The 23,175-nt window shown below is 67.2% G+C and carries 22 protein-coding genes; 14 read left to right on the forward strand and 8 right to left on the reverse strand.

Going from position 1 to position 23,175, the window contains the following annotated elements:
• Nucleotides 1–282: 282 nt before the first annotated feature.
• The gene (locus HWX07_RS22420; RefSeq protein ID WP_175877713.1) at nucleotides 283–624 is read left to right on the forward strand and encodes a hypothetical protein; all 342 of its coding nucleotides are present in this window, start codon (nucleotides 283–285) and stop codon (nucleotides 622–624) included.
• A 111-nt stretch (nucleotides 625–735) separates the two neighbouring features.
• On the opposite strand, the gene metK is transcribed toward HWX07_RS22420, so the two are convergent.
• Entirely contained in the window at nucleotides 736–1,923 is a 1,188-nt protein-coding gene (metK, locus tag HWX07_RS22425) for a methionine adenosyltransferase (protein ID WP_011546455.1), read from the reverse strand.
• A gap of 265 nt (nucleotides 1,924–2,188) precedes the next feature.
• Between metK and lpxL the strand changes: the two genes are divergently transcribed.
• Nucleotides 2,189–3,073: a lauroyl acyltransferase LpxL gene (gene lpxL, locus HWX07_RS22430; RefSeq protein WP_124622327.1), complete on the forward strand. Its 885-nt coding sequence runs from the start codon at nucleotides 2,189–2,191 to the stop codon at nucleotides 3,071–3,073.
• A 28-nt stretch (nucleotides 3,074–3,101) separates the two neighbouring features.
• On the opposite strand, the gene HWX07_RS22435 is transcribed toward lpxL, so the two are convergent.
• Both HWX07_RS22435 and HWX07_RS22440 read right to left on the reverse strand, forming a co-directional pair.
• Nucleotides 3,102–3,404 (reverse strand): HigA family addiction module antitoxin, encoded by a 303-nt coding sequence (locus HWX07_RS22435; protein ID WP_077178126.1) that lies wholly within the window; start codon nucleotides 3,402–3,404, stop codon nucleotides 3,102–3,104.
• A gap of 13 nt (nucleotides 3,405–3,417) precedes the next feature.
• Nucleotides 3,418–3,696 (reverse strand): type II toxin-antitoxin system RelE/ParE family toxin, encoded by a 279-nt coding sequence (locus HWX07_RS22440; RefSeq protein ID WP_175877714.1) that lies wholly within the window; start codon nucleotides 3,694–3,696, stop codon nucleotides 3,418–3,420.
• A 351-nt stretch (nucleotides 3,697–4,047) separates the two neighbouring features.
• Here HWX07_RS22440 and dapF point away from each other — a divergent pair, with 351 nt between their 5' ends.
• The 8 genes from dapF to hslU all read left to right on the forward strand — a co-directional run bounded on the left by dapF (nucleotide 4,048) and on the right by hslU (nucleotide 12,299).
• Nucleotides 4,048–4,992 (forward strand): diaminopimelate epimerase, encoded by a 945-nt coding sequence (gene dapF / locus HWX07_RS22445; RefSeq protein WP_175877715.1) that lies wholly within the window; start codon nucleotides 4,048–4,050, stop codon nucleotides 4,990–4,992.
• Between the two features lie 37 nt (nucleotides 4,993–5,029).
• Nucleotides 5,030–5,755, forward strand: a complete 726-nt coding sequence (locus HWX07_RS22450) for a DUF484 family protein (protein WP_175877716.1) — start codon at nucleotides 5,030–5,032, stop codon at nucleotides 5,753–5,755.
• 13 nt (nucleotides 5,756–5,768) lie between these two features.
• Nucleotides 5,769–6,689 (forward strand): tyrosine recombinase XerC, encoded by a 921-nt coding sequence (gene xerC / locus HWX07_RS22455; protein ID WP_175877717.1) that lies wholly within the window; start codon nucleotides 5,769–5,771, stop codon nucleotides 6,687–6,689.
• 76 nt (nucleotides 6,690–6,765) lie between these two features.
• Entirely contained in the window at nucleotides 6,766–7,980 is a 1,215-nt protein-coding gene (locus HWX07_RS22460; RefSeq protein WP_175877718.1) for a class I SAM-dependent rRNA methyltransferase, read from the forward strand.
• 103 nt (nucleotides 7,981–8,083) lie between these two features.
• Nucleotides 8,084–9,259, forward strand: a complete 1,176-nt coding sequence (locus HWX07_RS22465) for a GTP-binding protein (protein WP_175877719.1) — start codon at nucleotides 8,084–8,086, stop codon at nucleotides 9,257–9,259.
• A gap of 495 nt (nucleotides 9,260–9,754) precedes the next feature.
• Nucleotides 9,755–10,171, forward strand: a complete 417-nt coding sequence (gene dksA / locus HWX07_RS22470; protein WP_006477498.1) for an RNA polymerase-binding protein DksA — start codon at nucleotides 9,755–9,757, stop codon at nucleotides 10,169–10,171.
• Between the two features lie 237 nt (nucleotides 10,172–10,408).
• Nucleotides 10,409–10,945 carry an ATP-dependent protease subunit HslV gene (hslV, locus tag HWX07_RS22475; protein WP_006483683.1) on the forward strand — a complete coding sequence of 179 codons (537 nt, stop codon included), beginning with the start codon at nucleotides 10,409–10,411 and terminating at the stop codon, nucleotides 10,943–10,945.
• A gap of 10 nt (nucleotides 10,946–10,955) precedes the next feature.
• The gene (gene hslU, locus HWX07_RS22480; protein ID WP_175877720.1) at nucleotides 10,956–12,299 is read left to right on the forward strand and encodes an ATP-dependent protease ATPase subunit HslU; all 1,344 of its coding nucleotides are present in this window, start codon (nucleotides 10,956–10,958) and stop codon (nucleotides 12,297–12,299) included.
• Between the two features lie 67 nt (nucleotides 12,300–12,366).
• Here hslU and HWX07_RS22485 read toward each other — a convergent pair whose 3' ends face one another.
• The 3 genes from HWX07_RS22485 to HWX07_RS22495 form a co-directional block, all read right to left on the reverse strand.
• Nucleotides 12,367–12,909: a response regulator transcription factor gene (locus HWX07_RS22485; protein ID WP_011546464.1), complete on the reverse strand. Its 543-nt coding sequence runs from the start codon at nucleotides 12,907–12,909 to the stop codon at nucleotides 12,367–12,369.
• Nucleotides 12,910–12,922: 13 nt separating this feature from the next.
• Nucleotides 12,923–14,353 carry an ATP-binding protein gene (locus HWX07_RS22490; protein WP_175877721.1) on the reverse strand — a complete coding sequence of 477 codons (1,431 nt, stop codon included), beginning with the start codon at nucleotides 14,351–14,353 and terminating at the stop codon, nucleotides 12,923–12,925.
• Nucleotides 14,354–14,433: 80 nt separating this feature from the next.
• Nucleotides 14,434–14,658: a cysteine-rich CWC family protein gene (locus tag HWX07_RS22495; protein ID WP_175877722.1), complete on the reverse strand. Its 225-nt coding sequence runs from the start codon at nucleotides 14,656–14,658 to the stop codon at nucleotides 14,434–14,436.
• Between the two features lie 293 nt (nucleotides 14,659–14,951).
• On the opposite strand from HWX07_RS22495, the gene argB reads away from it, so the two are divergent.
• From argB to HWX07_RS22515, 4 genes are all read left to right on the forward strand, one after another.
• Complete coding sequence (gene argB / locus HWX07_RS22500) at nucleotides 14,952–15,851, forward strand: acetylglutamate kinase (RefSeq protein WP_006490510.1); 900 nt, start codon at nucleotides 14,952–14,954, stop codon at nucleotides 15,849–15,851.
• A complete protein-coding gene (locus HWX07_RS22505) occupies nucleotides 15,848–16,639 on the forward strand; it encodes a pyrimidine 5'-nucleotidase (RefSeq protein WP_175877723.1) in 792 nt (263 codons plus the stop codon). The genes argB and HWX07_RS22505 overlap by 4 nt, the downstream gene beginning before the upstream one ends.
• Entirely contained in the window at nucleotides 16,606–17,271 is a 666-nt protein-coding gene (gene slmA, locus HWX07_RS22510) for a nucleoid occlusion factor SlmA (RefSeq protein ID WP_175877724.1), read from the forward strand. The genes HWX07_RS22505 and slmA overlap by 34 nt, the downstream gene beginning before the upstream one ends.
• 660 nt (nucleotides 17,272–17,931) lie before the next feature.
• The gene (locus tag HWX07_RS22515; protein ID WP_175877725.1) at nucleotides 17,932–20,919 is read left to right on the forward strand and encodes an autotransporter outer membrane beta-barrel domain-containing protein; all 2,988 of its coding nucleotides are present in this window, start codon (nucleotides 17,932–17,934) and stop codon (nucleotides 20,917–20,919) included.
• Nucleotides 20,920–21,021: 102 nt separating this feature from the next.
• On the opposite strand, the gene HWX07_RS22520 is transcribed toward HWX07_RS22515, so the two are convergent.
• Both HWX07_RS22520 and HWX07_RS22525 read right to left on the reverse strand, forming a co-directional pair.
• A complete protein-coding gene (locus HWX07_RS22520) occupies nucleotides 21,022–21,876 on the reverse strand; it encodes a hypothetical protein (protein ID WP_175877726.1) in 855 nt (284 codons plus the stop codon).
• 45 nt (nucleotides 21,877–21,921) lie between these two features.
• Nucleotides 21,922–23,112, reverse strand: coding sequence for a TolC family protein (locus HWX07_RS22525; RefSeq protein WP_244130018.1), 1,191 nt, complete (start codon nucleotides 23,110–23,112; stop codon nucleotides 21,922–21,924).
• Nucleotides 23,113–23,175: the final 63 nt, after the last annotated feature.

The raw sequence follows: 23,175 nt of genomic DNA on the forward strand, positions 1-23,175 counted from the left end.
TGTCGTGCGCAGGGGCATGCCAATCGCGGATTTGACCCAGCTCAAGGGAACTGTACGGCGCGGCACCTGCCTGAGCGACAGGCGGTATGCGGCACACGCCTTGCGGCACAAGGGTTTATCGCGACTTTTGCCCGTCATGAATCCCCTGTAGCCTGACGCGGCCTGTCAATTCTGGCGGGCGCGGCGCGCGACGGGTTTAGGTAAGATCCGTTGTGCCATCCGAGGCCGTTCATACCAGTGCGCTCTCCAGGGCGCCACCCATACAAGCGAAGCATCGTTCACATGCCATTCCGTCTGACTTCCCGTTTCAACCGCGCTGCGAAGCGCGTCGTGCCGTCCGCTCCTGCCCGCTCGCTGCGCCATCATCGCGCACGCACGCAGGCGCTGGCCGAACGTACGCACACGCACAGCCGGCTGGACGGCATCCGCGCGTGGTTCCACGCGTTTTTCTCGATGATGAGCGCACAGGCGTTCGTCCGCCGCGCCGGCCTGCGCTCGCTGCTGCAGAAGCCGTCGTCGCTGCGCGCGCTCGCGCTGCGCCGCAAGCTCGGCCCGCAGCGCCGCGTCAACCGCCCGCGCCGCCTCGCGGCGAGCAACGGCTGGTTCGGGTTCGGGGCACGCTGAACGCGTGCCCGGCGGGCGCGGCCCGCACCGATCGCCGCCGTTACCGCGGCGATCGACACCCATAAAAAAACCCCGGCTCGGCCGGGGTTTTTCATTTCAGGCGGACGACGCTTACGCGACGCGGGCCGTCGGCTCCACGCCGGCCGCTTCGGCCAGCGCGAGCGCCTTGTCGGTCGCTTCCCACGAGAATTCCGGCTCTTCGCGGCCGAAGTGGCCATAAGCCGCGGTCTTCTCGTAGATCGGGCGCAGCAGGTCGAGCATCTTGATGATGCCCTTCGGACGCAGGTCGAAATGCTCGCGCACGAGCTTCGTGATCACCGCATCCGACACGCGGCCCGTGCCGAACGTGTTGACCATCACCGAGGTCGGCTCGGCCACGCCGATCGCGTATGACACCTGGATCAGCGCGCGCGATGCGAGGCCGGCGGCGACGATGTTCTTCGCGACGTAACGGCCGGCATACGCAGCCGAACGGTCGACCTTCGACGGATCCTTGCCCGAGAACGCGCCGCCGCCGTGCGGCGCGGCACCGCCGTAGGTATCGACGATGATCTTGCGGCCGGTCAGGCCGCAATCGCCCTGCGGGCCGCCGATCACGAACCGGCCGGTCGGATTCACGAGGAACTTGATGTCGCCCTTGATCAGCTCGGCCGGCAGCGTCGGCTTGATGATTTCCTCGATCACGGCTTCGCGCAGCGCGGGCAGCTCGATGTCCGGTGCGTGCTGCGTCGACAGCACGACGGTGTCGATCGAATCGGGCTTGCCGTCGACGTAGCGCACGGTGACCTGCGACTTCGCGTCCGGACGCAGCCATTGCAGGCGGCCGTCGCGGCGCAGGCTGGCCTGGCGCTCGACGAGGCGGTGCGACAGGTAGATCGGCAGCGGCATCAGTTCCGGCGTTTCGTCGCACGCATAGCCGAACATCAGGCCCTGGTCGCCCGCGCCTTGATCGAGGTTGTCGTCGTGTGCGCGATCGACGCCCTGCGCGATGTCCGGCGACTGCTTGTCGTACGCGACGAGCACCGCGCAACCCTTGTAGTCGATGCCGTAGTCGGTGTTGTCGTAGCCGATGCGCTTGATCGTATCGCGCGCGATCTGGATGTAATCGATGTTGGCCGTCGTGGTGATTTCACCGGCCAGCACGACGAGACCCGTATTGCACAGCGTTTCAGCCGCAACGCGGGAGTATTTGTCCTGCTCGAGGATGGCGTCGAGAATCGCGTCCGAGATTTGGTCCGCGACTTTGTCCGGATGGCCTTCGGAGACGGATTCGGACGTGAAGAGATAATCGTTTGCCACTTTTTCAGGCTCCTGTGTGGTTACGGTTGGTTTCACGTAGCCAGCTTCGTTGGGCCTGAAGCGGCGACGCTTTAGCGGATTACCAGGACCGGGCAGCGTGTGTCGCGCCAGCCGGCTTCGCCCCGCAAGTTGTCAGTTAACTCGGCGAAGCCCGTATTATAGCGGCTTTCCTGAATTGTCACAGAGCGCCGCCCGTGCTGCATCTTCCGCTGTCTTACCACCCTGTTCGCAACGTGCCGGCCAGCCGGCCCTACGGAGATTCCGCATGCTAGGCCGCCTCGGCACGCACCTCGCCATCGGCTTGCTGAAGCTGCTCGCCCTGCTGCCGTACGGTCTGACCGCACGGTTCGGCGATGGCCTCGGCTGGCTGCTGTATCAGATCCCCAGCCGGCGAAAGCGCATCGTACATACGAATCTGAAACTCTGCTTCCCCGACTGGAGCGACGAGCGCCGCGAGGAAGTGGCGGGCCGGCATTTCCGTCATGCGATCCGCAGCTACGTCGAGCGCAGCGTGCAGTGGTTCGGTTCGGAGAAGAAGCTCGCGAAGCTGATCCAGGTCGACAGCGCGGTCGATCTCACCGATCCCGACCTGCCGCCGACGCTGTTCCTCGGCCTGCACTTCGTCGGCATCGAGGCCGGTTCGATCTGGCTGAACCGTTCGCTGCACCGCCGCTGCGGATCGCTGTACCAGCCGTTCTCGAACGCGGTGCTCGAGGAAGAGGCGAAGAAGGCGCGCGGGCGCTTCGATGCCGAGATGGTCGGCCGCGCGGACAGCGCGCGCGTCGTGCTGCGCTGGCTGCGCGACCGCAAGCCGGTGATGCTCGGCGCGGACATGGATTACGGGCTGCGCAACTCGACGTTCGTCCCGTTCTTCGGCGTGCCGGCCTGCACGCTGACGGCCGTCGGCCGGCTCGCGAAGACGGGTCGCGCGCAGGTCGTGCCGTTCATCGGCGAGGTGCTGCCGAACTACAAGGGCTACCGTCTGAAGGTATTCAAGCCGTGGGATCACTACCCGACCGGCGATGACGATCTCGACGCGCGGCGGATGAACGAATTCCTCGAGGAGCAGATTCCGCTGATGCCCGAGCAGTACTACTGGGTGCACAAGCGCTTCAAGACGCGCCCGCCCGGCGAGCCGAGCCTGTACTGACCCTGCCGCGACATTCGCGGGTGCGCCGTCATGCGCGCGCCCGCGCCCTCGCCACCTTCGGCGCACCCTTCGCGCGCGCCTGCCCGAGATCGTAGGCCGACTGCTGCGCGAGCCACAGATCGGCCTTTCCCCCGTTTTCCTCGCCGAGCCACGCTTCGAGCCGCAACGCCATTTCCGGCGAGATGCCGGCATGGCCGTGCAGGATTCGCGACAGCGCGGCACGTGTCACGCCGAGCTGCGACGCGGCCTCGGTGACGGTCAGGCCGAGCGCCGGCAGCACGTCGTCGCGCAGCGTTTCGCCCGGATGGGGCGGATTGAAGATGCGGGTCATCGCTTGAATCACCTTAGTGGTAGTCCTGGTAATCGACCAGAACGACGTCGGGGCCCTCGAACCGGGATGTCAGCCGCCAGTTGCCATTGACGCCGACTGCGTAATATCCGTCCCGCCCGCCGACGAGGCCGTGAAAACGCCAGCCGGGCACATTCATGTCGTGCGGTTTGCCCGCGACATCGAGACGCGCCAGCATGCGCCGCAGCCCGGGCGCATGATCGGGCCGAATGCCCGCCTTGCTCCCGGTGACGAAAAACGCTTCCAGTCCCTTGTGTACCCATGACTTGATCATGGACCTCCCACACTCGAGCGCGACGTCGACAGCATGGCCCGACTGTGTATAGCCAAACTATACGAATCACTTGATTTCCTCGTCAATCTGACCCGTACGAAAACGTTCGTCCGGGTCACCTCATACCTTCGTCGTGTGTTCGGGCACGCATCGCCGGTCCCACATCCGTTGCGCGCGCTACACCACGCCAATTTGTCTGCTCGCCACGTGCCCGACCAGTCGACCCATCGACATATGCCGCACACCCGGCCCACAGCCGGGACCCGAAGCACCGTCCCCGCGCAGGACGCCCCTGTCGGCTGCATGTATCATTTGCGGTTGAGATCAGCACGACGAACGAGGCCGCCCGGCATGGCCGCCGGCCGTTCGCCTCGTGCCGACCGCCTTGTTCGCCATGGAATTCCGGACCCAGTGAAACTCTCGTTCACCAAGATGCACGGCGCGGGCAACGACTTCGTCGTGCTCGACGGCTACTCGCGCGCGCTGCCGCCGCTCACCGAAGCGCAGGTGCGCGCACTCGCCAACCGCCACTTCGGCATCGGCGCCGACCAGTTGCTGCTGGTCGAGAAACCGACCGTCGACGGCGCGGATTTCAAGTACCGGATCTTCAATTGCGACGGCGGCGAGGTCGAGCACTGCGGCAACGGCGCGCGCTGCTTCGTGAAGTTCGTCAGCGACCGCGGCCTGACCGACCAGCGCAGCGTGCGCGTACAGGTCATGAAGGGCCTGATCACGCTGACGCTGCAGGACAACGGCGAAGTCGTCGTCGACATGGGCGCGCCCGTGTTCGCGCCGGCGCAGGTGCCGTTTGATACGGCCGGTCCAGGCGCGACGAGCCTCGACGGCCGCAAGGAAGGCAACGACACGCTGTGGCCGCTCGACGTCGGCGGCGCGACGCGCTGGATCTCGACGGTGTCGATGGGCAACCCGCACGCGGTGCAGGTCGTCGACGACGTCGAAGCGTATCCGGTGCTGGAAGAAGGCCCGCTGATCGAGCGCCATGCGCGCTTCCCGCAGCGCGTGAACGCCGGCTTCATGCAGATCGTGTCGCGCAATGAAGTGAAGCTGCGCGTATACGAACGCGGCGCGGGCGAGACGCTCGCGTGCGGCACCGGCGCGTGCGCGGCGGTCGCGGCCGGCATCCGGCGTGGCCTGCTCGATTCGCCCGTGACCGTGCACACCCACGGCGGCACGCTGACGATCGGCTGGGACGGCGCGCGCGACGAAGCCGCCGCGCTGATGATGGCCGGCCCCGCCACGACCGTGTTCGAAGGCGAGATCGACCTGAACGCCTGACCCTGCAACGTCCTTGATAACTGAACGCTCCAGCCACATGAACGATCGCGAAGTCGCCGACTACCTGCTCGCCAATCCCGAATTCTTCGCACAGCACGCCGAGCTGCTCGCGACGATCCGTCTCGCGAATCCGCACGGCAAGGCCGCGATCTCGCTGCAGGAACGGCAGATGGAGATGCTGCGCGACAAGAACAAGCATCTCGAACGCCGGCTCGCCGAACTCGTGCGCTACGGCCACGAGAACGACAGCCTGTCCGCGAAGTTCAGCCGCTGGACCGCGCGCGTGATCGCGGAGCGCGATCCGTACGCGCTGCCGCGCACGATCGCCGACGGCATCGCCGACGTGTTCGACGTGCCGCAGACGGCGCTGCGCGTGTGGGACGTCGCCGACACCTACGCGCAAGCCGACTTCGCGCGCCAGGTCGGCGAGGAGGTGCGCCTGTTCACGAACGGCCTGTCGACGCCGTATTGCGGCGCGAACACGGGCTTCGAGGCCGCCCAGTGGCTCGCGCCCGCGCTCGCCGCCCCCGCCGCGAGCGCGGGCGAAGGCGCCGAAGCCGCGCCGGCCGGCGACGGTGCGGCCGCGTCGGTCGCGCTGCTCGCGCTGCGCGCACCGCTCGCCGGCAACGACGCGCCCGCGTTCGGCCTGCTCGTGCTCGGTTCGCCCGATCCGCGCCGCTTCCACGACGGGATGGCCACCGACTTCCTCGCGCAGATCGCGACGCTCGCGAGCGCCGCGCTCACGCGCCTGCTGCCGCACTGATCCGCCGCACGCGATGACCGACGATCCGATCGCCGCCTACCTGTCGAACCTGAAGCACGTCAGGCAGCTGTCGGAACACACGCTGCGCGCGTACACGCACGAACTCGACGAACTGAAGAAGCTCGCGGCCGGCCGGCCGCTCGAAGCATTGACCGCCGCCGACATGCGCGGCGCGGTCGTGCGCGGGCACGCGGCCGGGCTGTCCGCGCGCTCGATCTCGCACCGGCTTTCCGCATGGCGTGCGTTCTATCGCTGGTTCGCGCAACGCGTCGAGATGCCCGCGAATCCCGTCGCCGGGGTCCGCGCGCCCAAACGCGAGAAATCGCTGCCCAAGGCGCTGTCGGTCGACGATGCGGTCGCACTCATGGACGCGCCGCTCGCCGACACGACCGAAGGCATCCGCGATCACGCGATCCTCGAGCTGTTCTATTCGTCGGGGCTGCGCCTCGCCGAACTGGTCGGGCTCGACGTCCGGTACACGCAGGCCGACGGCTACCGCTCGGCCGGCTGGCTCGATCTCGCCGAAGCCGAAGTCACCGTGCGCGGCAAGGGCAACAAGGAGCGCAAGGTGCCGGTCGGCAGCAAGGCGATCGACGCACTGAACGCGTGGCTCGCGGTGCGCGGCGAATTCGTGAAGCACGATCCGCATCCGCTGTTCGTGTCGGTGCGCGGCAACCGGATGTCACCGGGCGTCGTGCGCGAGCGCGTGAAGCGTGCGGCCCTTGCCGCCGGCATCCCCGCCAACGTCCACCCGCACGTGCTGCGCCACTCGTTCGCGACGCACGTGCTGCAGTCGAGCGGCGACCTGCGCGCGGTGCAGGAACTGCTCGGCCATGCGAGCGTCGCCGCGACGCAGATCTATACGTCGCTCGACTTCCAGCATCTCGCGAAGATTTACGACAGCGCGCATCCGCGCGCGAAGAAGCGCGACTGACGCGCGTCCCGTGTTACTCGCCACGCGCGGCGGCCGGCACCGGCCGGCGTCGCGCGCGGCCCATTTCGATCTCATCATGCAAACCGTCACCCTCAAGCCGTCCAAGGAAAAATCGCTGCTGCGCCGCCATCCGTGGATCTACGCCAATGCGATCGACCGCGTCGACGGCAAGCCCGCGCCCGGCGCGACCGTGCTCGTGCGCGCGCACGACGGCCGCTTCCTCGCGCGCGGCGCGTACAGCCCGCAGTCGCAGATCCGCGTGCGCGTGTGGAGCTTCGACGAGCACGAGCCGATCGATCACGCGTTCTTCAAGCGCCGCGTGCAGCGCGCGGTCGCGCATCGCACGACGATGGTGTCGGGCACCGGCGCGGTGCGGCTCGTGTTCGGCGAAGCCGACGGGCTGCCGGGGCTGATCGTCGACTACTACGTCGCGGACACCGCCGAAGCCGGCGCGACGCCGCGCGGCCAGTTGGTCTGCCAGTTCATGGCCGCTGGCGTCGAAGCGTGGAAGGACGCGATCGTCGCGGCGCTCACCGGCGCGACCGGCTGCCCGAACGTGTACGAGCGCTCGGACGTGTCGATCCGCGACAAGGAAGGGCTCGAACAGACGACCGGCGTGCTGGCCGGCGACGCGCCGCCCGCGACGCTGATCGCGAACGAAAACGGCGTGCGCTATCACGTCGACGTGCCGAACGGCCACAAGACGGGCTTCTACGTCGACCAGCGCGACAACCGCGCGCTCGTCGCGCAGTACGCGGCCGACCGCGACGTGCTGAACTGCTTCTGCTATACGGGCGGCTTCTCGCTCGCGGCGCTCAAGGGCGGTGCGAAACGCGTCGTGTCGATCGATTCGTCGGGCGATGCGCTCGCGCTCGCGCAGCAGAACGTCGTGGCCAACGGCTTCGACGCCGAACGCGCGACCTGGCTCGACGCCGATGCGTTCAAGACGCTGCGCCGCCTCGTCGACGAAGGCGAGCGTTTCGACCTGATCGTGCTCGATCCGCCGAAGTTCGCGCCGACCCGCGACAGCGTCGATCGCGCGGCGCGCGCGTACAAGGACATCAACCTGAGTGGCTTCAAGCTGCTGCGTCCGGGCGGCCTGCTGTTCACGTACTCGTGCTCGGGCGCGATCGACATGGACCTGTTCCAGAAGATCGTCGCGGGCGCCGCGGCCGACGCGAAGGTCGACGCACGCATCCTGAAGCGGCTCGGCGCGGGCGTCGATCATCCGCTGCTCGCCGCGTTCCCGGAAGGCGAATATCTGAAGGGCCTGCTGTTGCAAATCGTCTGATCGCCCCGATCTTGGCGCGTAACCGTCCGTCGGCCGCGGCCTCGCGCCCGACGGATCAGCGCCCCCGCCTGTCGTTCGGACGACGGGCGGGGGCTTGACAGGTATGTTTCAATGGATGGTTGTGCGCCCCGGCTCGCAGCGCGAGGGCGCGACGCACATCCTGGTTTTGACCCCGATTCACGAACCACAGGCGACCGACATGGCCACTCCCGTCACCATCCTCACCGGCTTCCTCGGCAGCGGCAAGACGACGCTGCTCAAGCGCATCCTGAACGAACAGCACGGCATGAAGATCGCCGTGATCGAGAACGAATTCGGCGAAGAGAACATCGACAACGAAATCCTCGTGCAGGATTCGAACGAGCAGATCATCCAGATGAGCAACGGCTGCATCTGCTGCACGATCCGCGGCGACCTCGCCCGCGCGCTCGGCGATCTGGCCGCGAAGAAGCGCGAAGGCAAGCTCGACTTCGACCGCATCGTGATCGAGACGACCGGCCTCGCGAATCCGGGCCCCGTCGCGCAAACTTTCTTCATCGACAGCGAAATCGCCGACGATTTCCTGCTCGACGCGGTCATCACGCTGGTCGACGCGAAGCACGCGAACGCGCAGCTCGACGAACATGAAGTGGTGCAGCGCCAGGTGGGCTTCGCCGATCGTCTATTCATCACGAAGTCGGACCTGGTCGACGACCAGACCGTCGCGGGCCTCAAGCACCGCCTGATGCACATGAACCCGAAGGCCGCGATCAAGGTCGTGAATTTCGGCGAAGCGGACATCAAGGAAATCTTCGACCTGCGCGGCTTCAACCTGAACGCAAAGCTCGAGATCGATCCCGATTTCCTCGCCGAGGACGATCACGCGCACGACCATCACGATCACGGCCATGACCATGATCACGCGAATTGCGACCACGATCATGGCCAATGCGCGCACGATCACGACCACGGCCACCATCACCACCACCACGCGCACCACGACGACAAGATCAAGTCGTTCGTGTACCGCAACGACCGCCCGTTCGACCCGAACAAGCTGGAAGACTTCCTCGGCGGCATCCTGCAGATCTACGGCGAACGGATGCTGCGCTACAAGGGCGTGCTGTACATGAAGGGCGTCGACCGCAAGGTCGTGTTCCAGGGCGTGCACCAGATGATGGGCAGCGACCTCGCGGCGAAGTGGCTGCCGGTCGAGAAGAAGACCAACAAGATGGTGTTCATCGGCGTCGACCTGCCGCAGGACCTGATCACCGACGGCCTCGACGCCTGCCTCGCCTGATCCGCGCGGGCGCCCGCCGCGCCCCGCTGCCCGGCCGCCAGCCCGAGCGGCCGCGGCCGCCGCGCGGCGCCTTTTTCGGGCAGGGTTTCGCCGTCATCGCTTTTTCGCGATTTGCGCGTTATATTTTCTAGATATTGGCGCAGCCGACGGGGATCGACCCGATACGGCGCCCGCTTGCGATTCAGTTACAATACGTGCCCGCTGGAGTACGGCAACAAACAGGCCCGGTTCTTGCTGAACCAGTTTTCCGGGCATCGCAACCGCGCCGGATCGCCAATCCGCCTCCCGGCCGCGGCCGATGCGATGTGCCGCGCAGCACACCGGTTCGCAGCGCGCGCAACTCCGCGCCAGGCCTATCCTGGTATTTGAGAACCGGTTTTCCAGAGGCTTTCGGCCCCGCGGCGGCAAATCGCAAATGATTGCAAGGGCGGTTGCGGGTAATCCCAAAGTGCAGGCAATATCTTTCGATTTGCCGCACATTGAAGAAGCAAGCAGATGACGAAGAAACTCTTGACCGAAGCCGAAATCCTGAAGATGAGCGACAAGGATTACATGAATGAGGATCAGCTCGCCTTCTTCAAAAATCGGCTCGAACAGTTGCAGGCGGACATCCTCAAGAATGCAGGCCAGACGACCGAGAACCTGCGCGAGACGGTGATCGTCCCCGATCCCGCCGACCGCGCGACGATCGAGGAAGAGCACGCGCTCGAGCTGCGTACGCGCGATCGCGAACGCAAGCTCCTCAAGAAGGTTCAGCAGTCGCTCGCCCGCATCGATTCCGGCGATTACGGCTGGTGCGAGGAAACCGGCGAGCCGATCGGCATTCCGCGCCTGCTCGCGCGCCCGACCGCCACGCTGTCGCTCGAAGCGCAGGAGCGCCGCGAGCTGCGCCAGAAGCTGTTCGGCGACTGATCGAGCGGCGTTCCGCTCAAGCACGCTGCTTCCCGAAAGCGCGCGGCCTGCCGCGCGCTTTTTGTTTTCCCGGCACCGGTTCCCGGCCGCCGGCCGATTTGCCTTCCCCTCTTGATATCCCGGCGCCCGCCCTAAAATGAAACGGACGCGCGCCGGGCCGCTCCCCGGCGCACTGCGGATTCACGCGGCGGCGCGTCGCGCCGCCCGACTCTTCCCCGTTTTTCTCAAGGAACGCAGATGGAGCAATTTCACGGCACGACCATCGTTTCGGTCCGGCGCGGCGACAAGGTCGCGCTCGGCGGCGACGGCCAGGTAACCCTCGGCAACATCGTCATGAAGGGTGGCGCGCGGAAAGTGCGGCGAATCTACAACAACCAGGTTCTGGTCGGATTCGCGGGCGGCACCGCCGATGCGTTCTCGCTGCTCGACCGCTTCGAGGCGAAGCTCGAGAAGCACCAGGGCAACCTGACCCGCGCGGCCGTCGAGCTCGCGAAGGACTGGCGCACCGACCGGATGCTGCGCCGCCTCGAGGCGATGCTGATCACGGCCGATGCGACCACCACGCTCGTGATCACCGGCAACGGCGACGTGCTCGACCCCGAGGGCGGCATCTGCGCGATCGGCTCGGGCGGTGCGTACGCGCAGGCCGCGGCCCGCGCGCTCGTCGAGAACACCGACCTGTCCCCGCGCGAGATCGTCGAGAAGTCGCTCGGGATCGCCGGCGACATGTGCATCTACACGAACCACAACCGCATCATCGAAACGATCGAGTAAGGACCGCCCCATGAGCACCATGACCCCTGCCGAGATCGTCTCGGAACTCGACAAACACATCATCGGCCAGGCGAAGGCGAAGAAGGCCGTCGCGGTCGCGCTGCGCAACCGCTGGCGCCGCCAGCAGGTCGCGGAACCACTGCGCCAGGAAATCACCCCGAAGAACATCCTGATGATCGGGCCGACGGGCGTCGGCAAGACCGAAATCGCGCGCCGCCTCGCGAAGCTCGCCGACGCGCCGTTCATCAAGATCGAAGCGACCAAGTTCACCGAAGTCGGCTACGTCGGCCGCGACGTCGACAGCATCGTGCGCGACCTGATCGAGATCTCGGTCAAGCAGACGCGCGAATCCGAAATGCGCAAGGTGCGCAGCAAGGCGACCGACCAGGCCGAAGACCGCATCCTCGACATCCTGCTGCCGCAGCCGCGCGCGGTGGGCTTCGGCGGCAATGCCGAGCACGCGAACGACGACAACAATGCGACCCGCCAGACGTTTCGCAAGCGTCTGCGCGAAGGCCAGCTCGACGACAAGGAAGTCGAGCTCGACCTCGAGCAGCCGTCGGTCGGCATGGACATCATGGCGCCGCCGGGGATGGAAGAGATGACCGAGCAGATCCGCTCGATGTTCTCGAATCTCGGCAGCGGCAAGAAGCAGCGCCGCAAGGTGAAGATCAAGGAGGCGCTGAAGCTGCTGACCGACGAGGAAGCGGCGAAAATGCTGAACGAAGAGGAAGTGAAGACGAAGGCCGTGCAGAACGTCGAGCAGAACGGCATCGTGTTCCTCGACGAGATCGACAAGATCACGTCGCGCAACAACGAAGGCAGCGGCGGCGAAGTGTCGCGCCAGGGCGTGCAGCGCGACCTGCTGCCGCTCGTCGAAGGCACGACGGTCAACACGAAGTACGGGATGGTGAAGACCGATCACATCCTGTTCATCGCGAGCGGCGCGTTCCACCTCGCGAAGCCGAGCGACCTGATTCCCGAACTGCAAGGCCGCTTCCCGATCCGCGTCGAACTCGATTCGCTGTCGGTCGAAGACTTCGAGGCGATCCTCGATGCCACCGACGCGAGCCTCGTCAAGCAGTACCAGGCGCTGCTCGCGACCGAGGACGTTCAGCTCGAATTCGCCGACGACGGCATCCGGCGCCTCGCCGAGATCGCATTCGCGGTCAACGAGAAAACCGAGAACATCGGCGCGCGCCGCCTGTACACGGTGATCGAGAAGCTGCTCGAGGAAGTGTCGTTCTCGGCCGGCAACCACGCCGGCGAGTGCGTGACGATCGACGCGAAGTATGTCGACCGCGCGCTCGGCGAAGTGTCGCAGGACGAGGACCTGTCGCGCTACGTGCTGTAACGCGCGCGGCGCTCGATGCGAGACGGGCGGCCCCTTCGGGGGCCGCCCGTTTTCGTTGGTGCGCCGCTTACTGCCGAACCGGCTTCTTCGCGAGCTTGCGCTGCAGCGTGCGGCGGTGCATGTTCAGCGCGCGCGCGGTCGCCGAAATATTGTTGTTGTTCTCCGCCAGCACGCGCTGGATGTGCTCCCATTCGAGCCGGTCCACCGACAGCACGACCGGATTCTCGAGCGCCTCGTCGGCCTGCACTTCGGTCGCGTTGGTCTGCAGCGCGGCCAGGATCGACTCGACGTTCGCCGGCTTCGCGAGGTAGTTGTCGGCGCCTTCCTTCACGGCCTGCACGGCGGTCGCGATGCTCGCATAGCCGGTCAGCACGAGAATGCGCGCATCGGGCTGCAGGTCGCACAGCGGCGCGATCAGGCTCAGCCCGGAATCCTCGCCGAGATGCAGGTCGACGGTGATGAACTGGAACTTGCCGCCCGCGGCGAGCCGCAGCGCCGTCTCCTTGTCGTGCGCCTGCTGGACCGCGTAACCGCGGCGCTCGAGGCCGCGCGCGAGCGTGCCCGCGAACACCTCGTTGTCGTCGATCACCAGGAAATTGTTCTCGCTCATGTGGTTTCTCCGTCTACGTGTTGGTTGAGGCCGCCGGCATCGCGACGCGCACGACCGGCAGGCGCAGCACGGCCCGCGTGCCGCGGCCAGTCGGCGCGCCGGCCGCGCGGCTGTCCGGCGTGCCGGCTGGCCGTTCGGCTGCATGCGCGCCCGTGCGCGAGCCCGCGCGTTGTCCCGATGCCGCCGCCGCGTGGCCATTCGTCGCACCGCCGGCCCGCCCGTTGCCGCCCGCCGCGCGCGGCGTCACATCGGACAGTTCGATCTCGCCGCCGAGCCGCGCGGCCGCGCTGAACGCGAGATACAGGCCGACGCCGTGCCCGCCCTGCGTGCTGTCGACCGGCATCGCGCCGAGCGATTCGCGCAGCGCGGCCGGAATGCCGGGCCCGTCGTCGCATACCTCGAATTCGATTTCGTCGGCCGTGCCGCCATGCGCGACCTTCGCGGCGAGCGTCACGCGCTGCGGGCTCGCACGCGCGGCGTTGTCGAGCAGGATCGTCAGAATCTGGCCGGCCGCGACCGTATCGTCGAGCGCGACGCCGGCCGGGCGCGCGCCGAGCAGCTCGAACTGCACGTGCGGATGCCGCAGGCGCCAGTGCTCGACGAACGTGTCGAGCCAGTCGTCCACCGGCTGGCGGCTCGCCGACGTGCTCGCGCGGCTGCGCAGGCGCGCGAGCGCCGACGTGCACAGCGACATCTGTTCCTCGAGCACCTTCAGGTCGGCGTCGTAGCGCGCGAGCCCCGGATCGGCGCGCGCCGCGTCGCGCAATTCCTCGGCGAGCATCGCGATCGTCGACAGCGGCGTGCCCATTTCATGCGCGACGGTGGCGGCCTGCACGCCGAGCGCGACGGCCCGCTCGTCGCGCAGCAGATGCTGCTGTGCCTCGCCGAGCGCCGCGTCACGCTGGCGCAGCGCGTTCGACATGCGCGCGACGAACCATGCGATCAATCCGACGCTGACCATGAAGTTCGCCCACATGCCGGTACGGTAGTAATCGAACAGGTTCGCCGGGTTGTCCATGTTGAGCGGCACCGAATCGAAGCCGAGCGCCGCGTAGCAGGCGACCGCGAACGCCGCGAGCCAGATCATCAGGTGCCACGGCAGCACGGCCGCCGCGATCGCGAGCGACGGCAGGTACAGCGACACGAACGGGTTGGTCGTCCCGCCCGACAGGAACAGCAGCGCGGACAGCGCACCGAGGTCGACCCACAGCTGGCCGAGCAGCTCGAAATTGGTCTCGGGCCGCGCGCGCAGCACGCGCACCCAGGTCAGCGCGTTGAAAACGATTTCAAGCGCGATGACCATCAGCATCGCCGGCAACGGCAGATGCACGCCGAAATAGGTCTGCACGACGCCGATCGTCACGAGCTGGCCGATGATCGCGAGATTGCGGAGCCAGAACAGATGACTGAGGTTGACGCGCCCGGTGGTGGTGATTCGTTGCATCCGGGCAGTTTACCCGTTTAGCGGGCGGCGCCTCTAGCGGGGCCGGATCGATGCGCGCGAACGGGCGCGGCGAGGCGCCGTCAATCGGCCGCGCCGGCCATGCGCTGCGCGATCTCGTCGGCCAGGCACTCGGGGCATCGGCACCGCGCGCCGGCCGCGGGCGGCGTGCCGCCGGGCGGCACCGGCATCGACGCGCACCAGCAGTCGAACGGCTGCGTGTGCGCGCCGCAGTCGAAGCCGCGCCCGCAGTGCGGGCAGCGCGCACGGCGCGGGGCAGAACGGGCGTCGGCGGCGGAATCGGTCATGGCGCAATCGCGGAAGCGGGCGGGACATCGCCCCACGCGACAAGCATAGCGCGGCGGCTGGATTTTGCACGCCGCCCGCCCGGCCGAGGTCCGTCGCAAACGCGCGCCCGCCCGCCCGCCGGCGGCACCCGCGCAGCGACGCCCGAATCGCGCCGCGCCATAGCCGGCGGGCCGCCGCGCGCGATGCCGCGTCGCGCCGACCGTGTTCCGGCCGGCCCAAAAACCCGATGCTGCGCTGCGCCACTCCTGTACAATTCGCCCTGTTTCAACCGTTCCCAGCCAGAGCCGCCGCCATGTCCGAGCCCATCGACCTCTCGCAGATCGCCCCTACGCTGAAAGCAGAAATCCTCGCGGAGGCGCTGCCGTACATCCGCCGTTACCACGGCAAGACCGTGGTGATCAAATACGGCGGCAACGCGATGACGGAAGAGCGGCTCAAGCAGGGCTTCGCACGCGACGTGATCCTGCTGAAACTGGTCGGCATCAATCCGGTGATCGTCCACGGCGGCGGTCCGCAGATCGATCATGCGCTGAAGAAAATCGGCAAGGCCGGCACCTTCATCCAGGGCATGCGCGTCACCGACGAAGAGACGATGGAAGTCGTCGAATGGGTGCTGGGCGGCGAAGTGCAGCAGGACATCGTGATGCTGATCAACCACTTTGGCGGCCACGCGGTCGGCCTGACGGGCAAGGACGGCGGCCTGATCCACGCACGCAAGCTGCTGATGCCGGACCGCGACAACCCGGGCCAGTACATCGACATCGGCCAGGTCGGCGAAGTCGAGGCGATCAACCCGGCGGTCGTGAAGGCGCTGCAGGACGACGCGTTCATCCCGGTGATCTCGCCGATCGGTTTCGGTGAAGACGGCCTGTCGTACAACATCAACGCGGACCTCGTCGCGGGCAAGCTCGCCACGGTGCTGAATGCCGAGAAGCTGCTGATGATGACCAACATCCCGGGCGTGATGGACAAGGACGGCAACCTGCTGACCGATCTGTCCGCCCGCGAGATCGACGCGCTGTTCGAGGACGGCACGATCTCCGGCGGCATGCTGCCGAAGATCTCGTCGGCGCTCGACGCCGCGAAGAGCGGCGTGAAGTCGGTGCACATCGTCGACGGCCGGATCGAGCATTCGGTGCTGCTGGAAATCCTGACCGAGCAGCCGTTCGGCACGATGATCCGCTCGCATTGAGCGCACGCCGCCCGCCCTCCCGCACCGACCTGCCGGCGTCATTGCGACGCCGGCGCATCTCCCGCAGCCGGCCGCGTGCCGGCGCGCCCGTCTGGCTGTTCGATCTCGACAATACGCTTCACCACGCATCGCACGCGATCTTTCCCGAGATCAATCGTGCGATGACGCAATACATCGTCGACGCGCTGCAGGTCGGGCAAGCCGAAGCCGACCGCCTGCGCAACGGCTACACCGAGCGCTACGGCGCCGCGCTGCTCGGCCTCACGCGCCATCACCCGATCGACCCGCACGATTTCCTGCGCGTGGTCCACACGTTTTCCGACCTGCCGGCGATGGTGCGCGCCGAGCGCGGCCTCGCGCGCATCGTCGCCGCGCTACCGGGTCGCAAGTTCGTGCTGACCAATGCGCCGGAAAACTATGCGCGCGCGGTGCTGCACGAGCTGGGCATCGAGCGGCTGTTCGAGCGCGTGATCGCGATCGAGCACATGCGCGACCGCCGCGCGTGGCGCGCGAAGCCCGACCATGCGATGCTGCGCCGGACGCTGCGCGCCGCGCATGCGCGGTTCGCCGACGCGATCCTCGTCGAGGATACGCGTAGCCACCTGAAGCGCTACAAGCGTCTGGGCATCGGCACGGTATGGATCACCGGCCACCTGCCCGGTCATCTGCCGGCAACCGGACGCCCTCATTATGTCGACCAGCGCATTCGTTCGTTAAAATCGCTGCGACTGGGCACACGATCGGGGCGACAAAAATGCAGCCGACTTACCCGCAGGACCAAGCCGTAACGGAAGGCCAGGCCACACCCGCCCGCCCTCGCCCGAAGCCGGGCGAGCGGCGCGTGATGATCCTGCAGACGCTCGCGGCGATGCTCGAGGCCCCGAAGCCGGAAAAAATCACGACCGCCGCGCTCGCGGCCCGGCTCGACGTGTCGGAAGCCGCGCTGTACCGGCACTTCGCCAGCAAGGCGAAGATGTACGAAGGGCTGATCGAGTTCATCGAGCAGGCGCTGTTCGGGCTCGTCAACCAGATCGTCGCGAAAGAGCCGAACGGCGTGCTGCAGGCCCGCACGATCGCGCTGACGATGCTCAATTTCTCCGCGAAGAACCCGGGGATGACGCGCGTGCTGACCGGCGAGGCACTGGTCGGCGAGGACGAGCGGCTCACCGAGCGCGTGAACCAGCTGCTCGACCGGATCGAGGCGACCGTCAAGCAATGCCTGCGGGTTGCGCGTACCGAGGCGAATGCGCCGCAGGACGGCGCGACGCCGTTCGTGCTACCGGCCGATTACGATCCGGCCGCGCGGGCGAGCCTGCTCGTCAGCTACGTGATCGGCCGGTGGCACCGGTTTGCCAAAGGCGGGTTTCAGAAGCCGCCCGGCGAGCAGGCCGATGCGCATTTGCGGTTGATCCTGCAGTGATGCGCGCCGCCGGCGCGTCGACAAGCGGTAACGCGAAGAACGTCGAAGTCGGCCTGCTCAACGGCGATACGACCAACATCGCGTCGGCAAGGCCGACGAAAACTCGAAGGCGGTCGCGCTGAAGAACGGCGCCGCGGACCTGCCGTACTACGCCCAATATGTCGCAACGGGCGGCGGGGCGAGCCAGGGGACGGTGAACACGTCGGTGATGTACTCGATCATGTATCAGTAAGGAAATGCGATCCGGCGCACGTGATGCGTGTGCCGGATCGTTGCCGGGGTACACGGCACGCTGTGTACCCCGGTTTTCGCGATGGCGGTCCCTGCGCGCATCGTCGCTCGGCGAGCGTCTATCCGTGCGCGGCTGGATTTGAGTCTCGTGCGGTCTGCACGGCATGCCGTCCGTTTTACCGCTCCCCCGTCGATTCGCTGAAAACATGCACGCGCCATCACGTACGCGTGCCCCGTGCGGGATGCACTCGTATCCAACGCAGCGCGGGTAATACCGGGCCGTCGAACCCCGCGCGATTCAAACCATCTTTGCGTTCCGCATGGGCGTCGCGCCAATCGCAACGACTTCCAAAAATTCGAACTCGTCCAATACCCAAATCACCTGCACAAGCTCATCTTCTCGCATTCAGGATAAACAGAGGTGATCAGGTGAACCGCAGTTATTTCCCTTTTTCTCAGGTGCGCGGTGGCCGGCGCGTCCTGCATTCCGCGCTGCTCGCCGGCGCGGCGATTCCATGGGCATCGACGGCACAAGTCGTCGGCGGCGGTCCGCAGCTCGCCGACGGCATCGCGCTCGAGGTCGCACCAGGCGACTATTCGACCAACGCAATCGGGAAGGCCGTGCTTTCCGCCGTCAACGGCGGCGTGCTGACGACGCTCGGCAGGACCCGCGTCTTCACGACCGGCAACGTGTCGGCAGGCGCTGCCGCGCGGGGCGCCGGGTCGCGCGTCGTGCTGCGCGACACGGAAATCCGGACGCGCGGCGACTTGAGCGCCGGTATCGAGCTCCGCCAGGGCGGCAGCGTGTCCGCAGAACGAATCTCGATCGACACGGATGGCGACTACGGGCACGGCGTATCCATCGACGGCGCCAACAGCCGGCTGTCGATCTCCGACAGCGTGATCGTGACGCGCGGCAAGGAGGCGTCCGGGATCATGACGATCCTGGTTCCCGGCGGCACCATCGACGTGACCGACACGCTGGTCCGCACCAGCGGCCTGTTCGGAACGGGCCTGTCGATCAGCTACGGCGGTATCCTGGCTACGCTCAAGCGCACCGATATCCGCACCGACGGCGACTATGCGTCGGTGCTATACATGCCTGGCGCATCCACCGTCACCTTCAGCGACTCGCATCTCGAAACCAGCGGATACAAGGCGCTCGGCATCGATACGCGCGAGGGCAACGTCACGCTCGAACGCACGAGCGTCGTCACGCACGGCGCCAGCGCGCACGGCCTTTACGCATCGAAGGAGTACACCGACACCCCCGTCGTCGACGCCACCGATACGCAAGTGACGACCACCGGCAGGGGTGCGATCGGCGTGGTCGCCCGGCTCGGCGGCAAGGTCGCCGTGACACGCGGCGGCATCGTGACGAGCGGCGAACTCGGGCGCGGCGTGCTGGCGGCCGGCGCAGACTCCGTCGCGTCGCTCACCGACACGAGCGTCGAGACGCACGGCGACGAAGCCACCGCGCTGTATGCGAGTGCCGGCGGCACGGTCGACCTGCTGCGCAGCGACGCCCGCGCGACCGGCACTGGCGCCTACGCGGCAGGCGTGTATGGCGGCACCCTGTCGATCGACGACGGCACGCTCGTCAGCGAACGCCATGGTGCGATCGATGCATCGAACGCGACGATCACGCTGCAAAACGGCACGCGTGCCATCGGCGGCAACGGCACGCTGCTGTCAGTCCACGCCGAGTCGGGCACGCCGGTACGCCTGGCGCTCGACACGCGCTCCCATGCCGAAGGCGACATCGTCAATCACCCGACCGACGACGGCAGCCCGACCCATGCGGTGACGGACGTCACACTCGCGAATGCGTCCTCGTGGACCGGCGCGACCGACGCGGTGCGCACGCTGTCGCTGGACACGAACAGCCTCTGGACCGTCACCGGCGACTCGTTGGTCGGTTCCGTCGCGCTGAACGATTCGACGATCGCGTTCGACGCACCGGCGGCCGGCGTGTCGCCCACGCCGCGCACGCTCGTCGTGAACGGCGACTATGCGGCCCGCAACGGTAAGCTGATTCTCCATACCACGCTGCAGGACGACGCATCGCCCACCGACCGGCTCGTGATCGACGGCGGCCACGCATCGGGCGACACCGGCATCGTCGTCAAACGCACGGGCGGCGACGGCGCGCCGACGACCGTCGGCATCCCGCTCGTTGAAACCCGCAATGGCGGCACGACCGATGCGGCGGCTTTCACGCTCGATGCGGCATCGGACGGCTACCGGAACGGCTTCGGCACGTTGTCGGCCGGCGGCTACGACTACATGCTCAAGCGAGGCGGCGATGGCGGACAGGCGGAAGACTGGTATCTCGTTTCCGCCGCGAAACCCCAGCCGCCGGTTCCACCCGGCCCCGTCGATCCCGTCAAGCCCGACCCGCCGGTCGGACCGGAGGAAATCAAGCCCCCGCCGCGCGCCGCCGCACCGGAACCCGACGCGTATCTGGCAAACGCGGATGCCGCATCGATGATGGCCATCCATACGCTGCATCAGCGTGAAGACGCATCGCTGCGCACCAGCACCAGCACCAGCACCAACGTAACCGGCCCGCTCGACGGCGCCGTGTGGCTGCGTGCCGAAGGCCAGATGACGTCGATGTCGGGCGGCAACCGCAGCGTGTCGGGCAACGGTCGTCTGATTCATGCGGGCGCCGACCTGTTCCGCTTCGACGACGGCCGCGGCGGCAGCGTACGCGTCGGCGCGATGGGCATGTACGGCAGCCAGACGAACTGGTCGACACGTCCGCTGTGGAATCCGCTCGAAGGCCGCGTGACGGACGCCACCGCGCGCGGCAGCGTGGCTGGCTACAACGTCGGCGTGTACGGCACCTGGTACGGCAACCGCGACATCCTGACCGGCCCCTATGTCGATGCCTGGTTCATGTACGGTGCGTACGCGAACAGCGTCGGCGGCAGTCTTGCGGCTGATTCGTACCGGTCGCGCACCGTGACCGGCTCGGTCGAGACCGGCTATTCGCTCCGGTTCTACGAGCAGGGCGACACGCGGTTCTTCCTCGAGCCGGAAGCGCAGCTCGTGGTGTCCGACTATCGCGCGGACGCGCACGGCACCGCCGGCGGCCGTCTCGACGGCCAGGGCTCGACCGACGTGCTCACCCGCCTGGGCGTGCGCGTGCATGGCGTGACCGCGATGCCGCACGGCCGCGAACTCCGGCCGTTCATGGAGGCGAACTGGTGGCACGGCCCGGGTTCGCGCTCGCTGACGCTCGACCGCAACGCGTTCTCGTTCAACGTGCCGCGCGACCGCATTGCGGTCAGGATCGGCGCGACCGGACAGTTGGGCCGACAATTCTCGATATCGGCCAGCTTTGGGGCGGAAGGGAATCTATCCGACTACTCGGTGATTACGGGTCAGTTGGCGGCAAAATACCGCTGGTGACACTACCAGCGGCCCGCGGGGTGCGAATTCCGCCCCCCGCGGAATCCAATGCTGCTGAAGAAGCCCCACCCGCACGCCTTTCGATTCTGCACGTCACCAGGATCACCACTCTGCGACACGCCGGTGGTCGTTCAGACGAGCCGACATCTCCGGGGCATTACCCTCTCCGGACGCCGGTAGCGACTTGCGCGCGTCCCAACGTTTCAACTCGGCCTGCAATGATTGCAGTTCGTTGCCGCATGGCCAGTCGGTACGGCAGTTGTCGGAAGCGTCTGATACGTTCGAATCCCCCGGCTTTACCGCCCAATGCGTTGCCGGCTCGCGAGGCGACGCCGGGCGCACGGCTCCGGGTCTTGCGGCTGGCGCTTCCCGGCCGCGCGACCGCGCCGTGTCGGAAGGGTGAAGCGGCGTCCGTTGCTGCGGCGGCACTGCATGCGCATCCGTTCCGCGTGCCGGAGAGGACGACGCGCTCGACCGGCTCGCGGCCGGTGTGGGGAGCGACGTGGACACCGCTGGTGGTGCTGGTGTCTGAGCCGCCATTGGATTCGGCACTGGAACCGCCGCCGAGGCGACAGCAGCAACCGATGCAGATGGCGCGGTCCGGGCGAGCAAGCGTCCCGGCACCGCGCGGCCGAATGCCGCCCCGCGATCAGCCAACATCGTGCCGAGCACCGCTGTCAGCGCCGCGCCGAGCAAAACACCGCCGATCGCGACCGATACGGCACGACCAAGGCCGCTCTTCGGCGGCTTGCGACTCCACGCAAGATTGTCGTGCCCGAAATCGGCCGCGCGCACTTCGGCGGCAACGACCGACCCGGTCGGCAGATAGACTGCACCCGCCAACAGGCGCTTGAAGCGATCCGGGACGCCGCGCCGAACGCCATACGGCATCGGCAGATAGGAAGCCGCCCGCGGCGGCGGCAATGCAAACCAGTTATCGATCGATCCAGGATTCATGATTTCCCTCGTTCCCCGGCGCGACGCCAGGCACCGCGCAATGCGTCATCCTTCACGCAGCCATTGCACGAGCATGCCGGCCGATGCGTAGCCGCGCAGCGTCGCGGCATAGCCGTCGAATCGGTACGCCACCTCGTTGACGCGATTGTTGTAGTCGTCGTTTTCCGCAATCAACACGTCGAGCAGCGAGCGGCGCCCGAGGTGATACCACTGATCGAAAAATGCGCTGCGCACCCGCGCCGACTCCACCGACAGGTCGCGATACTGGTCCGCGCGCTCGCCGAATGCATGGGCATCCTCCTCGGCGCTGCGCACCTGGTACTCCAGATCCAGGCGCATCTGCTCGACCCCGCGCCAGCTTGCCGACGCACGATACGTCGCCGCATCGGTCGCCGCGGTTGCGGCACCGCCCGTGAACGCGTTCCACGTCAGCGTAAGCATCGTCTGCCAGGGCATCCGGCGTCCGATCGAGTCGTGTCCGGTATTCGTGCTGACGACCCAGTTCAGTTGCGGCTTCGACGCCGCCCGCACCGCATCGCGGTTCAGTTCTGCCGCGCTGGCTTCGGCACGTGCCTGCCGCAGGCGCGGATTCTCGTCGAGCGCGGACATCAGCCGGTCGAGGTTGCCCGGATGCAGCGGCCAGCTCGATTCCGCCGGAATCGGCACCGGCCGCTCCCCCACCAGCTTGCGGAGATTCAGCTCGGCCGTTCGGCATTTCGCCAGTGCCGCGTCGCGGCTCGCTTCGGCCTGCAGCAAGCGGGCCTTCGCCTGCGTCAGCTCGCTGCCGCGGCCGCGGTCGACCGCGACGATTTCGTCGAGCATCCGCACGAGGCGCGACATCCGGTCGACGAAGCGCTGGCTCAGCGCGGCGATGTTGCGTTGCTTCGAAAGCTCGACGAGCGTGGCCGCGACCTGGTAGGCGGAATCCTCCATCTGTGCGACGTAGCGTTCCTGGCCGGCGCTCGCCAGATCCTGCCGGCTGCCGATCGTTTTCGCGGTGCGCCCCCAGTCGAACAGCGTCGTCGTCAGGTTCACGCTCAGTGCGTTGCCCGGATCATATGCACTGCCGGCGTTCGAGCCGAACTGCGCGGAACGGGTCTGACCGTGCAACTGCAATTGCGGCCAGCGCGCACCCTTCGCCTGATCGACGTCCGACTGCGCGGCCTGGTACTCCGCGTACAGGCGTCGCACCTGCGGGCTGACGTCGACTGCCGCTTCAGCCGCCGTATACAGCATTCGCCGCAATTCGCGCTCGGTCATCGCGGAGGCGGGGGGCGAACCCGATGCGATATCGTCGGG

Origin of the sequence: Burkholderia sp. BCC0097 (assembly GCF_902832985.1) — a bacterium.
Lineage (GTDB): Bacteria > Pseudomonadota > Gammaproteobacteria > Burkholderiales > Burkholderiaceae > Burkholderia > Burkholderia orbicola.

What these genes read in the sequence shown, in the direction of transcription:
- HWX07_RS22440 (WP_175877714.1), bottom strand. Translation starts at nt 3,696, where the DNA reads ATGATCAAGTCATGGGTACACAAGGGACTGGAAGCGTTTTTCGTCACC.
- HWX07_RS22490 (WP_175877721.1), bottom strand. Translation starts at nt 14,353, where the DNA reads ATGCAACGAATCACCACCACCGGGCGCGTCAACCTCAGTCATCTGTTC.
- HWX07_RS22520 (WP_175877726.1), bottom strand. Translation starts at nt 21,876, where the DNA reads ATGAATCCTGGATCGATCGATAACTGGTTTGCATTGCCGCCGCCGCGG.
- HWX07_RS22450 (WP_175877716.1), top strand. Translation starts at nt 5,030, where the DNA reads ATGAACGATCGCGAAGTCGCCGACTACCTGCTCGCCAATCCCGAATTC.
- hslV (WP_006483683.1), top strand. Translation starts at nt 10,409, where the DNA reads ATGGAGCAATTTCACGGCACGACCATCGTTTCGGTCCGGCGCGGCGAC.
- dksA (WP_006477498.1), top strand. Translation starts at nt 9,755, where the DNA reads ATGACGAAGAAACTCTTGACCGAAGCCGAAATCCTGAAGATGAGCGAC.
- lpxL (WP_124622327.1), top strand. Translation starts at nt 2,189, where the DNA reads ATGCTAGGCCGCCTCGGCACGCACCTCGCCATCGGCTTGCTGAAGCTG.
- HWX07_RS22495 (WP_175877722.1), bottom strand. Translation starts at nt 14,658, where the DNA reads ATGACCGATTCCGCCGCCGACGCCCGTTCTGCCCCGCGCCGTGCGCGC.
- argB (WP_006490510.1), top strand. Translation starts at nt 14,952, where the DNA reads ATGTCCGAGCCCATCGACCTCTCGCAGATCGCCCCTACGCTGAAAGCA.
- HWX07_RS22460 (WP_175877718.1), top strand. Translation starts at nt 6,766, where the DNA reads ATGCAAACCGTCACCCTCAAGCCGTCCAAGGAAAAATCGCTGCTGCGC.
- HWX07_RS22435 (WP_077178126.1), bottom strand. Translation starts at nt 3,404, where the DNA reads ATGACCCGCATCTTCAATCCGCCCCATCCGGGCGAAACGCTGCGCGAC.
- xerC (WP_175877717.1), top strand. Translation starts at nt 5,769, where the DNA reads ATGACCGACGATCCGATCGCCGCCTACCTGTCGAACCTGAAGCACGTC.
- HWX07_RS22525 (WP_244130018.1), bottom strand. Translation starts at nt 23,112, where the DNA reads ATGCTGTATACGGCGGCTGAAGCGGCAGTCGACGTCAGCCCGCAGGTG.
- HWX07_RS22465 (WP_175877719.1), top strand. Translation starts at nt 8,084, where the DNA reads ATGTTTCAATGGATGGTTGTGCGCCCCGGCTCGCAGCGCGAGGGCGCG.
- HWX07_RS22485 (WP_011546464.1), bottom strand. Translation starts at nt 12,909, where the DNA reads ATGAGCGAGAACAATTTCCTGGTGATCGACGACAACGAGGTGTTCGCG.
- dapF (WP_175877715.1), top strand. Translation starts at nt 4,048, where the DNA reads ATGGCCGCCGGCCGTTCGCCTCGTGCCGACCGCCTTGTTCGCCATGGA.
- hslU (WP_175877720.1), top strand. Translation starts at nt 10,956, where the DNA reads ATGAGCACCATGACCCCTGCCGAGATCGTCTCGGAACTCGACAAACAC.
- slmA (WP_175877724.1), top strand. Translation starts at nt 16,606, where the DNA reads ATGCAGCCGACTTACCCGCAGGACCAAGCCGTAACGGAAGGCCAGGCC.
- HWX07_RS22420 (WP_175877713.1), top strand. Translation starts at nt 283, where the DNA reads ATGCCATTCCGTCTGACTTCCCGTTTCAACCGCGCTGCGAAGCGCGTC.